This window comes from Aquabacterium sp., from assembly GCF_030652515.1.
Taxonomy (GTDB): domain Bacteria; phylum Pseudomonadota; class Gammaproteobacteria; order Burkholderiales; family Burkholderiaceae_C; genus Aquabacterium.
Genome location: NZ_JAUSAR010000067.1, coordinates 131,928 through 145,042, shown reverse-complemented (window position 1 = coordinate 145,042; position 13,115 = coordinate 131,928). Strand labels below are relative to the sequence as shown.

The 13,115-nt window shown below is 62.7% G+C and carries 11 protein-coding genes; 8 read left to right on the top strand and 3 right to left on the bottom strand.

Annotation, left to right across the window (positions count from 1 at the left end):
* Positions 1 to 20 precede the first annotated feature (20 nt).
* From Q7V20_RS08565 to Q7V20_RS08555, 3 genes are all read right to left on the bottom strand, one after another.
* Positions 21 to 2,345, bottom strand: coding sequence for a bifunctional diguanylate cyclase/phosphodiesterase (locus Q7V20_RS08565; protein WP_304789186.1), 2,325 nt, complete (start codon positions 2,343 to 2,345; stop codon positions 21 to 23).
* Between the two features lie 145 nt (positions 2,346 to 2,490).
* Positions 2,491 to 3,291 carry a serine O-acetyltransferase gene (gene cysE, locus Q7V20_RS08560; RefSeq protein ID WP_304789184.1) on the bottom strand — a complete coding sequence of 267 codons (801 nt, stop codon included), beginning with the start codon at positions 3,289 to 3,291 and terminating at the stop codon, positions 2,491 to 2,493.
* A 12-nt stretch (positions 3,292 to 3,303) separates the two neighbouring features.
* Complete coding sequence (locus tag Q7V20_RS08555) at positions 3,304 to 4,089, bottom strand: RNA methyltransferase (protein WP_304789181.1); 786 nt, start codon at positions 4,087 to 4,089, stop codon at positions 3,304 to 3,306.
* Between the two features lie 200 nt (positions 4,090 to 4,289).
* On the opposite strand from Q7V20_RS08555, the gene Q7V20_RS08550 reads away from it, so the two are divergent.
* The 8 genes from Q7V20_RS08550 (at position 4,290) to Q7V20_RS08515 (ending at position 13,100) form a co-directional block, all read left to right on the top strand.
* The gene (locus Q7V20_RS08550) at positions 4,290 to 5,288 is read left to right on the top strand and encodes an inositol monophosphatase family protein (RefSeq protein WP_304789178.1); all 999 of its coding nucleotides are present in this window, start codon (positions 4,290 to 4,292) and stop codon (positions 5,286 to 5,288) included.
* 47 nt (positions 5,289 to 5,335) lie between these two features.
* The gene (mutS, locus tag Q7V20_RS08545) at positions 5,336 to 8,038 is read left to right on the top strand and encodes a DNA mismatch repair protein MutS (protein ID WP_304789176.1); all 2,703 of its coding nucleotides are present in this window, start codon (positions 5,336 to 5,338) and stop codon (positions 8,036 to 8,038) included.
* Positions 8,035 to 8,862 carry a proteasome-type protease gene (locus Q7V20_RS08540; protein ID WP_304789173.1) on the top strand — a complete coding sequence of 276 codons (828 nt, stop codon included), beginning with the start codon at positions 8,035 to 8,037 and terminating at the stop codon, positions 8,860 to 8,862. Before mutS ends, Q7V20_RS08540 begins: the two co-directional genes overlap by 4 nt.
* A gap of 207 nt (positions 8,863 to 9,069) precedes the next feature.
* On the top strand, positions 9,070 to 10,113 hold the full coding sequence (locus tag Q7V20_RS08535) for a sulfate ABC transporter substrate-binding protein (protein ID WP_304789170.1): 1,044 nt from the start codon (positions 9,070 to 9,072) through the stop codon (positions 10,111 to 10,113).
* A gap of 63 nt (positions 10,114 to 10,176) precedes the next feature.
* On the top strand, positions 10,177 to 10,308 hold the full coding sequence (locus Q7V20_RS08530; protein ID WP_304789167.1) for a hypothetical protein: 132 nt from the start codon (positions 10,177 to 10,179) through the stop codon (positions 10,306 to 10,308).
* 26 nt (positions 10,309 to 10,334) lie between these two features.
* Complete coding sequence (gene cysT / locus Q7V20_RS08525; protein WP_304789164.1) at positions 10,335 to 11,177, top strand: sulfate ABC transporter permease subunit CysT; 843 nt, start codon at positions 10,335 to 10,337, stop codon at positions 11,175 to 11,177.
* A gap of 1 nt (position 11,178) precedes the next feature.
* A complete protein-coding gene (gene cysW / locus Q7V20_RS08520; protein WP_304789161.1) occupies positions 11,179 to 12,051 on the top strand; it encodes a sulfate ABC transporter permease subunit CysW in 873 nt (290 codons plus the stop codon).
* Complete coding sequence (locus tag Q7V20_RS08515) at positions 12,048 to 13,100, top strand: sulfate/molybdate ABC transporter ATP-binding protein (RefSeq protein WP_304789159.1); 1,053 nt, start codon at positions 12,048 to 12,050, stop codon at positions 13,098 to 13,100. The genes cysW and Q7V20_RS08515 overlap by 4 nt, the downstream gene beginning before the upstream one ends.
* The last annotated feature ends 15 nt before the right edge of the window (positions 13,101 to 13,115 follow it).

Here is a 13,115-nt window from a genome sequence, read left to right as displayed (position 1 = left end):
TGTTTTGTGGCGGGATCTTATCAGGCCGTGAGCGCCAGTTGCCTGACTGAATACCAGCCCTCAAAGTCTTCGGCGGGCATGGGCTTGGCGAAGTGGTAGCCCTGGCCGTAGTCGCAGCCCGCCTCGGTCAGCAGGGCGCGCTGTTCGGCGGTTTCCACGCCTTCGGCCACCACCAGCATGCCCAGCTCGTGCGCCATCACGATGATGGCCTTGCACAGCGCCAGGTTCTTGGAGGCGGGCGCCAGGCCGCGCACGAAGGTCTGGTCGATCTTCAGGAAGTCGATGTCGAATTTTTGCAAGTAAGACAGCGATGAATAGCCCGTGCCAAAGTCATCCAGCGACACGCCGATGCCGGCCTGGCGCAAGTCGTTCAGTTGGCCGCTCACCTCGGCGTTGGCCTCCAGCAGCAGCCCTTCGGTGATCTCCACCACCATGCTCTGGCCCGGCAGGCCCAGTTCGCGCAGGTGTTGCAACCACGCTTGCAAGGTGTTGTCTTCACTGCGGAACTGAACCGGCGATTTGTTGACGCTGATCTGGAAGTCCGGCTGATACTGCCCCCGCCAATGCTTGACTTGCGCGGCGGACTCGCGGAACACCCAGTCGCCGATCTCGTTGATCAGCCCGCTGGATTCGGCAATGGGGATGAAGATGGCCGGGCTGACCAGGCCGCGCGTGGGATGCTGCCAGCGGATCAGGGCTTCGGCCTTGTGGACCCGGCCGGTTTTCAACTCGACGATAGGTTGGTAGAACACCCTGAATTGCTGGTCGGTCAAGGCCTGGCGCAGGTCGTTGGTCAGGCGCACACGCGTTTGCGCGGCTTCCTGCAGAGATGGGGTGAAGTAGCTGAAGCGGCTGCGGCCTGCATCCTTGGCCACGTACATGGCCTGGTCAGCTTGCTTGAACAGGTCTTCGATGTCGGTGGCGTCGTCGGGGTAGAAGGTGATGCCGATGCTGGCCGACACGTAGGCGCGTTCAAGGCCCAGTTGGAAGACTTCGGCCAGGACGGCGATGATGTCCTGCGCGATCTGCTCCACCCGGGGCAGCTTGTCCAGCTCGGGCAGCACGACGGTGAACTCGTCGCCACCCAGCCGTGCCACGGTGTCGGACTCGCGCACGCAATGGCGGATGCGGTGCGCCGCCTCCACCAGGAGCAGGTCCCCATGGTCATGGCCCAGGGTGTCGTTCACCTCTTTGAAGTGGTCCAGATCGATGAACATCACGGCCACGGACTGCCCATCGCGCTTGCACTTCTTGATGTCCTGTTCCAGGCGGTCGCGCAGCATCTCGCGGTTGGGCAGGCCGGTCAGCCCGTCGTAGTTGGCCTGCTGCCAGATCAAGGCCTCCGATTGCTTGCGGCTGGTGATGTCGGTGTGGGTGCCGATCATGCGCAATGGCTTGCCGTGCTCATCCCGGCCGATCACCAGGCCACGGGTCAGGAACCATTTCCAGCTGCCATCCTTGCAGCGAACACGGTGTTCATTGGCGTAGGTGGGGGTGAGGCCTTCCAGGTGCGCCTGCCGGTCTTCCTGCTGGCGTGGCAGGTCTTCGGGGTGAATGTGTTGGTCCAGCGCATCGATGTCTTCCGGCAACTCGTCAGGCTCGTAGCCGCACATCTCCTTGAAGCGCTCCGAGAAGATGATCTTGCGGAGTTTCAGGTCGCAGTCCCACACGCCATCGCCGGTGCTCTCCAGCGCGAGTTTCCAGCGGACATCGCTGGCGCGCAGCGCGGCTTCTGACAATTCGCGCGCGGCGGCGTCTTTCTTCACCCGGTCGAGCGATTTCTCCAGCCCCTGAAGCAGCGTCGCGCAAGAAATGGCGATCAGGGATGAGACGAACATGAAGTTGGCCGTGATGACGGCCCACTTGGTCAAGGATTGACCTTGGAATCCAGGCAACTGGAAATCGGCATTGGCCAGGTGGCCGACGATGAGCAGGGTCAGTCCATCCAGGGCCAAGGCGAACAAGGCGCCGCGCAAACCCAGCAGCAAGGCCGCCATCACCGGGAAGGCCATCAGGTAGATCTGGCTGACCGGCCCGATGGTGACCAGCAACACCAGGCCCACCGCGTAGAGCACCATCAACAGGCTCCAGGCCCGGAAATGGAAGCTCAGCCCTCGCTTGCGCCAAATGAACACGACCCAGGCCAAGGCCAGGAAATCAACCACCGCGATGGCAGTCTGGCCTTCTTTCCAGGCCTGGAAGATGCTGGGCACGGCGGTGAGGGAGCCCATCACGAGCGCCACCATCAAAATGGCCGTCAGCAGCCGATCCCGCCAGTCGTGAATGTCCTGCGGGGCCGTGTCAGCCCCGAGGAATTTCTGGCGGATGGTGCGACATGCGCTCACTGCTGGGCCCCTGACATGTTGGTGATCGGCGGGCGTGCCAGTGCGCGTTGAAGCGAAGCCCATGCCAGCCCATATTTTCAGCAGGGCCGTGCGGTATATCGGCGGGCTGGGCCGGAAATTGAATGAGGCCTGGGTGGCCTGTGGCTCACTTCACCAGGCGATTGAGCTCTTCGGCGTTGAACTGCTCGGTGGTTTGCGCATCGCAGGGCAGGCAGTCGCGGGCGGCGTCGGTCTTGGCCTCAAAGGCCAGTTTTTCAATGGCGCGCCAGATCAGCGTGATCTGGTGCTCGTGCCCGGAGGCATGGTCGATCAGGCCGCGCATGGCCTGGGACAGGGGGTCGTCGCCTTCGGTCACGCCGTAGGCCGAAAAACCCAGACGGGCGGCCAGGGCCTCGCGTTCTGCTTGTTTGGCGTCCAGCACCGCCGCCTTGGCCACGATGATGCGGGCCGGATTGCCCACGGCCGTGGCACCTGGAGGCACCGGTTTGGTCACCACGGCGTTGGAACCCACACGGGCGCCGTCGCCCACGGTGAATCCACCCAGAACCTGGGCGTTGGCGCCGATGATCACGCCTTTGCCCAGCGTGGGGTGGCGTTTGGCACCTTTGCTGAGCGAAGTGCCGCCCAAGGTCACGCCCTGGTAAATGGTGCAGTCATCACCAATCTCGGCGGTTTCGCCCACCACCACGCCCATGCCGTGGTCGATGAACACGCGTCGGCCGATGGTGGCCCCGGGGTGGATCTCAACCCCCGTGAGGAATCGGTTGTAGTTGGACACGAAGCGCCCCAGCCATTTCAGGCCATGCGTCCAGCACCAATGGGCCGAGCGGTGCATGGCCAAGGCGTGCAAACCGGGGTAGCAGGTCAGCACCTCCCACGCCGTGCGAGCGGCGGGATCGCGTTCAAGGATGCAGGCGATGTCTTCTCGCAGGCGGGAAAAGAGCATGGGGTGTGGTTGTTATGACTTATCCGATGAAGCTGGTGAGTTTAGCGAATGCGTGGGCGGTGTGCTGTCCAGCATGGCCTTGGCCACGCCGCGCAGGATGTGGATCTCTTCTTGCCGAACCTGGGCGCGGTTGAACAACTGGTTAAGGCGAGGCATCAGCTTTTTGGGTGCCGCTGGGTCCAGGAAGCCCAGGTGGACGAGGGCTTTTTCCCAATGCGAAAGCAGCCCCTGCACGGCAGCGCCATCGGCCAATTCAGGATCGGGCGTGCGCGCGCTGACGCCAAAACCGCCCAGCGCCTGCCGCCACTCGTAGGACAGCAGTTGCACCGCTTGCGCCAGGTTCAGCGAGCCGTAATGGGGGTTGGTGGGGATGCTCATCACGGCGTGGCATCGGTAGGCGTCTTCGTTGGACAGGCCGTGGCGCTCACTGCCAAAAACCAGGCCAAGTCGGTGGGCTGGCGTGTTGGCGGCCAAAGCTGCAAAGCCCTCACGCGGGGTCAAGGTGGGCGGGCCGAAGTCGCGCGGCGTCATGGCGGTGCCGATGGCAAAGGTGACGCCGTCCAGCGCTTGGGCCAAAGTGTCGACCACCTTGGCCCGTACCAGGATGTCGGCCGCGCCACTGGCCAGAGCCACGGTTTCCTCCTGGATCAGCACATCGGCAAAACGTGGGCGCACCAGCACCAGGTCAGAGAAGCCCATCACCTTCATGGCCCGCGCCGTGGCCCCCACATTGCCGGGGTGGCTGGTGCCGATCAAGATGAATCGGGTGGGATCAGAGCGGTCGGGGATTGAATTCATGGCTTCAAGAACGTGCACCAAGTCCTTCATTCAATGGGGATTTCGCTTGAAGAGGGGGTGCAAAAAGCGGGAGGGATCGTTACAATGGAGGATTGTCCCTCGTTCTTTGATCATCGCTGCGCGTCTCTTGCCGTTGGCCTATCCGGTTTTGCTGGACAGGTGGCGTCCATCTTTTTTTGTACGGTTCCCAAGGTCTGTCCATGTCCCAAGCCCTGCATCCCATGCTCAACATCGCCATCAAAGCTGCCCGTGCAGCCGGGGCGATCATCAACCGGGCATCGCTCGATGTGGAGCGCCTCACGGTCACGTCCAAGTCGCACAACGACTTCGTCACCGAGGTGGACCAGGCCGCAGAGCACGCGATCATCTCCACGCTCCTTGAAGCGTATCCCGGCCACGGCATCTTGGCCGAAGAATCGGGCAGCGAGTTCGGCGCCAAGGACAGCGAGTACGTCTGGATCATCGATCCCCTTGATGGCACCACCAACTTCATCCACGGCCTGCCCATGTACGCCGTGTCGATCGCGCTGAGCTTCCGTGGCCAGATCCAGCAGGCCGTGGTTTATGACCCTAGCCGCAACGACATGTTCTACGCCTCCAAGGGCCGGGGCGCCTTCCTGAATGACCGCCGCCTGCGCGTGTCCAAGCGCACGCGCTTGCTCGACTGCCTGATCGGCACGGGCTTTCCGTTCCGCAAGGGGGACAACTTCCAGCGCTACCTGAAAATGTTCGAAGAGGTGATGGCAGCCTGCGCTGGCGTGCGCCGCCCGGGCGCTGCATCGCTGGATCTTTGCTACGTGGCCGCTGGCTGGTATGACGGCTTCTTTGAAACGGGCTTGAGCCCCTGGGACGCCGCCGCGGGCGCGTTGATCGTCACCGAGGCTGGTGGCCTGATCGGCAACTTCACCGGCGAGTCTGACTTCTTGTACCGCCGCGAAGTGCTGGCCGGCAGCCCGCGCATCTATGGCCAACTGGTCAAGATCCTGTCGCCTTACAGCACGATTCCCGAGCAGTTGGCCAAGGAAGCGGCCGCGCTGGCAGGCGAGGGCGGCGATGAGGCGGGCAGCAATGCCGCGCTTGATGCTTTGAAGCAAGCGGCAACCACGCCCACCGGCGAGGCACCGACCCGCACCCGCATCAAGGCCACTCCCCGCACGTTTGACCGCCTGCGTGAAGAAGGTGGTTCTGGTCGTCGCTGAAAGGCGCCGCCAGCTTGGGGTGGGGCTTGCAGGGTGGGCAACGAGCAATGAGTGAGCACAAGGATTTCAGCGGCCACACGCCGATGATGCAGCAGTACTTCCGCCTCAAAGCGGAGCACCCGGACACGCTGCTGTTCTACCGAATGGGCGATTTCTACGAGCTGTTCTTTGACGATGCTCGCAGGGCCAATCGCTTGATCGACATCACGCTGACCACGCGCGGCCAATCCGGCGGCGAGCCCGTCGTGATGGCGGGTGTGCCAGTCAGTGCGCTCGATACGTATCTGGCCAAGCTGATCAAGCTGGGCGAGTCGGTGGCCATCTGTGAACAGGTGGGCGAGGTCGGTGCCAGCAAGGGCCCGGTCGAGCGCAAGGTGGTGCGCGTGGTCACCCCCGGCACCCTGACCGACACCGAATTGCTGTCAGAACGCGCCGATGCCCTGCTGGTGGCCGTGGTGCTTGAAAAGCGCGGCCGCGCCAACGGCCCGGCCCGTTGTGGCCTGGCCTGGCTGGGCCTGTCCAGCGGCAACCTGGGTTTGAGCGAATGCGCCGAGCGCGAGCTGCCTGGTTGGTTGGCGCGCCTGCAGCCTGCCGAGTTGCTGTATGACCGCGACCGCATTCCCGCTGGCTTGCAAGCGCATCTGAATCAAACCCGCTCGGCCTTGACCTCGCGGCCCACCTGGCAGTTCGACAGTGCCCTGGGCCAGCGCAAGCTCTGCGAGCAATTGCGCGTGGCCAGCCTGCAAGCCTTCAATGCCCAAGATTTGACGCTGGCACACGCGGCCGCCGCCGCTTTGCTCAGCTATGCCGAACACACCCAGGGCAGGGCCTTGGCCCACGTGGCCAGTCTGGACGTGGCCCGAGCCAGCGACCTGCTGGAGTTGCCCCCCGCCACGCTGCGCAACCTGGAGTTGACCCAAACCCTGCGCGGTGAAGACTCGCCCACCTTGCTGTCGCTGCTGGACACCTGCCGCACCGGCATGGGCAGCCGCACCCTGCGCCATTGGCTGACGCACCCGCCGCGCGACCGCGCCATCGCGCGTGAACGCCACGATGCCATGGCCTGCCTGCTGCAGCCCGTGTCGGCGGAGCAAGGTTTCGAGCCCCTGCGCGAATCCCTGCGCAGCCTGAGCGATGTCGAGCGCATCACCGCCCGCGTGGCTTTGCGCCAGGTGCGCCCGCGTGAACTCGCCGGCCTGCGCGACACGCTGCTGGTGCTGCCCGAATTGCGCCTGCGCGTGCCGGGCATTGATCAACAAGGCGAGGGCGCTTGCTCGGCCCTGCTGCAAAAGCTCCATGCGGCCCTGCAGCCTGACCCGGCCATCGCCGCGAACCTGCAACGCACCCTGGCCGAGACCCCTGCCGTGCTGTTGCGCGACGGCGGCGTCATCGCCACCGGCGTCGATCCGGACCTTGACGAGCTTCGCGCCATCTCGCAAAACTGTGACGCCTTCCTGCTCGATCTGGAAGCGCGCGAGCGCACCCGCACCGGCATCGGCAACCTGCGCGTGCAGTACAACAAGGTGCACGGCTTCTACATCGAGGTCACGCAGGGCCAGGTTGACAAAGTGCCGCTGGACTACCAACGCCGCCAGACCTTGAAAAACGCCGAGCGCTTCATCACACCCGAGCTGAAAGCTTTTGAAGACAAGGCCCTGTCCGCGCAAGACCGCTCCTTGGCCCGCGAGAAGTGGCTCTACGACCAGTTGCTGGACACCCTGCAGCCGCACCTCGGCGCCCTCAGTGCCCTGGCCCGCGCTTTGGCTTCGCTGGACGCCCTGGCCGCGCTGGCCGAACGCGCAGGCACCCTGGGCTGGACCCGCCCCGAGTTCGTCAACCATCCCTGCATCGAGATCGAAAAGGGCCGCCACCCGGTGGTTGAGGCGCGCCTGATGGAAACCAGCGGCGTCACCTTCATCCCCAACGACTGCCGCCTCGACGCCAACCACCGCATGCTGGTCATCACCGGCCCCAACATGGGCGGCAAATCGACCTTCATGCGTCAGATTGCCCTGATTGCCTTGCTCGCGGCCATGGGCTCCTACGTGCCCGCGTCCAGTTGCCGACTGGGCCCGGTGGACGCCATCCACACCCGCATCGGCGCAGCCGACGACCTGGCCAATGCTCAGTCCACCTTCATGATGGAGATGACCGAGGCTGCCGCCATCGTGCACGGTGCCACCGAGCATTCGCTGGTGCTGATGGACGAAATCGGCCGGGGGACCTCCACCTTCGACGGCCTGGCCCTGGCCGGTGCCATCGCTAGCCAGTTGCACGACAAGAACAAGGCCTTCACCTTGTTCGCCACCCATTATTTCGAACTGACAGCATTGCCCGAGAAGCACCCACGCGCCATGAACGTGCACGTGGGCGTGGCCGAATCCGGCGATGACATCGTGTTTTTGCACGAACTGCAGCCCGGCCCCGCCAGCCGCAGTTACGGCGTGCAAGTGGCGCGTCTGGCGGGCATGCCGCATGCGCTGATCCGGCAAGCGCGCGCCACGCTGGAGGCACTGGAGGCCCAGCAACGCCACGCTGATGACCAGATCGACCTGTTTGCCGTCTCGGTAGCATCGGATCCGATCCTCGACGCACACGATGGATTGACGCTGGCACCATCGGCTGGCGAGGGTTTGACCCCTGCCGAAGCCGAGACATTGACCATGCTGGCCAGCATCGATCCTGATACCCTGACCCCACGCGAAGCGCTCGACGCCTTGTACCGACTCAAATCCGTGAGCTCATCATGACCTATTGCGTTGCCATGCGGCTGAATGCCGGGCTGGTTTTCCTCTCCGACTCGCGCACCAATGCGGGGCTGGACCAGATCAGCACCTTCCGAAAAATGACCGTCTACGAGCAGCCCGAAGACCGGGTCATCGTGATGCTGTCGGCTGGCAACCTGGCCATCACTCAGGCGGTCAAGCAGTTGTTGGGCTCGGAGCAGATCGAAGGCCCAGATGGCAAGGCCGTGACCTTGTGGAATGCCAAGACGATGTTTGACGTGGCCCGCATCGTGGGCAGCGCCATCCGCAAGGTCTACGCGCGCGATGCCGAAGCCCTGCAGCACCATGGCATCGATTTCAACTGCAACCTCATCGTGGGCGGGCAGATCAAGGGCGAGACCATGCGCCTGTTCAACGTCTACGCGGCTGGCAATTTTGTCGAGGCGGGCATCGATGGCGTTTGCTACTTCCAGATCGGCGAATCGAAATACGGCAAGCCGGTGATCGACCGCGTGGTCACGCCGAACACGCCGCTGCAAGAGGCCGCCAAATGCGCCTTGATTTCGATGGACTCAACCTTGAAGTCCAACCTGTCTGTGGGCCTGCCCCTGGATTTGATGGTCTACGAGGCCGACGCATTGAAGGTCGACAAGGTCATCAACATCGATGACACCAACGCCTACTTCCGCATGATCCGCAGCTCGTGGGGCCAGCGCCTGCGCCAGGTGTTCGACTCGATCCCTGACCCGAGCTGGAGCGGTGACCAGCCCGACCTGTCGACCCACACCAGTTCGTCGTCGCAGTTGCAGGCCATGAACCCGCTGACCAAGATCCAGGCACCGGGTTGAACTAATCCAGGCAACCCAAGATAACAAGCCAGCCACGTTGCAACAACGGGCTGGCTTTTTCAATGGCGCGCATTATTCGAGTTTTTGGTCATTGGGTCGTCTAGTTTGTGAATCGAATATGCAAAGGCAATTTCATTCGTTTCGCTTTGATGGGGTGTCTTCTAGGATTCATCCATTGATTCACCACAACACACGACTCGAACCAACATGCAAGCAGTCTCCAGCCGCACTCGTCGCACCTTCAACGTTCTCGCGCTCGCGGCCTTGACGGCCGTGGTCGGGGTGGCTTCTCTGGCTCCTGCGGTCGCCCAAGCCAAAGACATCACCCTGTTGAACGTGTCCTACGACCCCACCCGTGAGCTCTACAAGGCGTACAACGAGGCCTTCGCCAAGCACTGGAAAGCCAAGACCGGTGACACCGTGTCGGTCAAAGCTTCGCACGGCGGTTCGGGCAAGCAAGGTCGCAGCGTGATCGATGGCCTGGAAGCCGACGTCGTGACCCTGGCCCTGGCCTACGACATCGACGCCATCGCCAACGTCGGTCTGCTGGACAAGGCCTGGCAAAAGAAGCTCAAGGGCAACAGCTCGCCTTACACCTCCACCATCGTGTTCCTGGTTCGCAAAGGCAACCCCAAGAAGATCAAGAACTGGGATGACCTGGTCAAGCCCGGCACGTCGGTGATCACGCCCAACCCCAAGACCTCGGGGGGCGCTCGCTGGAACTACTTGGCTGCCTACGGTTACGAGCTCAAGCGCAGCAACGGCTCTGAAGACAAGGCCAAGGCCTTCGTGGGCAAGTTGCTTGAAAACGTGCCGGTGCTGGACTCGGGCGCCCGTGGATCGACCGTGACCTTCGCAGAGCGCGGCCAAGGTGACGTGCTGCTGACCTGGGAAAACGAAGCCCACCTGGCACTGCAGGAGTTTGGCACCGATAAGTTCGACATCGTCTACCCGCCTTTCAGCATCTACGCTGAACCTCCGGTGGCCGTGGTCGACAAGGTGGTTGACAAGAAGGGCACCCGTGAAGTGGCCACCGCCTACCTCGAGTACCTGTACTCTGCCGAAGGCCAGGACATCGCGGGCAAGAACTTCTACCGCCCCACCGATGCCAAGGCATTCGCCAAGTACGCCAAGCAGTTCCCCAAGATCGAGTTGATCAAGATCGACGACGTGTTCGGTGGCTGGGCCAAGGCACAGAAAACGCACTTCACCGATGGCGGTGTGTTCGACCAGATTTACACCAAGAAGTGAATCCAGACCAGTTGCTGGCTATTCCCCCCCTCCATAGTCATTTACTGCATAAGCAGCTGACAAATGATCACTTCTTCTGAAGAAGGGGGATCTTTAATATTCGATTTCCGCATCAAAAAGTGTCTTGTCATGCGTTTTTCAAACGGTTCGCCCACCGCCTCGGTGACGGTCATCCTGCGCTTGGGCAAGAAGTGACCGTGGCAGTATCAAACGGCTGACTCATGATTTTCTCCAAAACTCTATTGCGCAAGCCCAGCGTGCTACCCGGTTTCGACCTGGCGCTGGGCCTGACGCTGATGTACCTGACACTGATCGTGTTGGTGCCTTTGTCGGCCATCTTCCTGAAGACGTTCACGATGACGTGGCCGGCCTTCTGGGAGGCCGTGGCTTCGCCCCGTGTGGTCGCCTCCTACAAGCTGACCTTTGGCTCATCCTTGGCCGCAGCGGTGGTCAACGCCGTGTTTGGCTTGCTGGTGGCCTGGGTGCTGGTGCGCTACGAATTCTTCGGCAAGCGAATCATTGATGCCTTGGTGGACTTGCCCTTTGCCTTGCCCACCGCGGTGGCGGGCATCACCTTGACGGGCTTGTACGCTGGCAACGGCTGGATTGGCCAATACCTGGAGCCCTTGGGTTTGAAGGTGGCCTTCACGCCCATCGGTGTCTTCGTGGCAATGACCTTCATCGGCTTGCCCTTCGTGGTGCGCACGGTGCAGCCCGTGTTGGAGGATCTGGCCGCCGAGTTGGAAGAAGCTTCCGCCACCTTGGGTGCCTCGCGTTTGCAGACCTTCACCAAGGTGATCCTGCCCATCCTGACGCCCGCCTTGCTGACGGGCTTCGCACTGGCTTTTGCCCGCGCCCTGGGCGAGTACGGCTCCATCATCTTCATCGCGGGCAACATGCCCATGGTGTCCGAGATCACGCCCCTGCTCATCATCACCAAGCTGGAGCAATACGACTACCAGGGGGCCACCGCGATCGCCGTGGTCATGTTGATGATGTCTTTTGTCATGCTGCTGGCGATCAATGCCCTGCAAGCGTGGACCCGCAAACGTCAAGGCAAGTGACATGTCTGAGTCTCCTCCCAATGTTTCCGCCAGCCGCACCGAGCCCGCCTGGGTGCGCCGCTTGCTGATCGGCCTGGCGCTGGTCTTCCTGGCCTTGTTCCTGTTCCTGCCCCTGGTGTCGGTGTTCTTCGAGGCCTTCAAGAAGGGCTGGGAAGTCTACGTGGCATCGATCAACGAGCCAGACGCCTTGTCGGCCATCGTCTTGACTCTCACTGCCGCTGTCATCGCGGTGCCTTTGAACCTGGTGTTTGGCGTGTCGGCCGCCTGGGCGATCGCCAAGTTCGATTTCCGTGGCAAGAGCGTGCTGCTCACCCTGATTGATTTGCCGTTCTCGGTATCGCCGGTGATCGCCGGTCTGGTCTACGTGCTGGTGTTCGGCCTGCAAGGCTGGTGGGGCGAGTGGCTGCGCGACCATGACCTGAAGGTGATCTTCGCGGTGCCTGGCATCGTGCTGGCCACCATCTTCGTGACTTTTCCCTTCATCGCGCGTGAGTTGATCCCGCTGATGCAGGCGCAAGGGCAGGAGCAGGAAGAAGCCGCGCGGGTGCTGGGCGCCTCGGGCTGGCAGACCTTCTTCAAGGTCACGCTGCCCAATGTGAAGTGGGCCTTGCTCTATGGCGTGATCTTGTGCAACGCTCGGGCCATGGGCGAGTTCGGGGCGGTGTCGGTGGTGTCCGGCCACATCCGTGGACAGACCAACACCTTGCCCCTGCACATTGAGATTTTGTACAACGAGTACCAGTTCGCCGCCTCGTTCGCAGTGGCCTCGATCCTGGCCAGTCTGGCCCTGGTGACCCTGGTTTTGAAATTCATCGTTGAGCGTCAGGTCAAGCAAGAGCTGGCCCAAGTCAAGGATGTTGGAGTTCCCGCATGAGCATTGAAGTCAAGAACCTCGTCAAACGATTCGGGTCGGTCACGGTCTGTGACAACCTGAACATCGAAATCCCCTCGGGCGAACTCGTCGCGCTGCTGGGCCCCTCGGGCTCGGGCAAGACCTCGCTGCTGCGCATCATTGCGGGCCTGGAGCAGCCTGACAGCGGCTCGGTGCTCTTCCATGGCGCCGATGCCACCAATGTGTCGGTGCGCGATCGCCAGGTCGGCTTCGTGTTCCAGCACTATGCGCTGTTCGGCCACATGAGCATCTTTGAGAACGTGGCCTTCGGTCTGCGCGTGCGGCCCAAGGAAACACGCCCTGATGAGGGCACGATCCGCAAGAAGGTGACCGAGCTGCTCAAGCTGGTTCAACTCGACTGGATTGCCGACCGCTACCCGCACCAGTTGTCGGGCGGCCAGCGTCAACGGATTGCCCTGGCGCGTGCGCTGGCGGTGGAGCCCAAGGTGCTGTTGCTGGACGAACCCTTTGGCGCGTTGGATGCCAAGGTTCGCAAGGAACTGCGCCGCTGGCTGCGCCGCCTGCACGACGAAGTGCACATCACCAGCGTGTTCGTGACCCACGACCAGGAAGAAGCCATGGAAGTGGCCGACCGCATCGTGGTCATGAACCAGGGCCGCATCGAGCAGGATGGTCCGCCTGACGAGGTCTATGATCATCCGGCCACGCCGTTCGTGCTGAAGTTCCTGGGTGACGTGAACCTGTTCCATGGCCGTGACCATGCACCGGGGGCCGTGGCGGAATCTGCTGGCACCGGTGGCGCTGACGACGTGAGTTATGTGCGTCCGCACGAGATCCAGGTGTTGGCCCATCCTGAAGAGGGCAGCCTGGCCGTCACCTTGGCGCATGTCCTCACCGTGGGCCCGAACACCCGCCTGGAGTTCCGCCGGGCCGATGGCCAGGGCGAGGTCGATGTGGAACTGCCCCGTGGCGAGTTCGCGGCCCTGCGCGACAGCGGGATCCTGGTGACGGGCGCCACCGTCCACCTGAAGCCGCGTCGCGTGCGCCGCTTTGCCGACACCATTTCCTGATTGATGCCCGAGGGC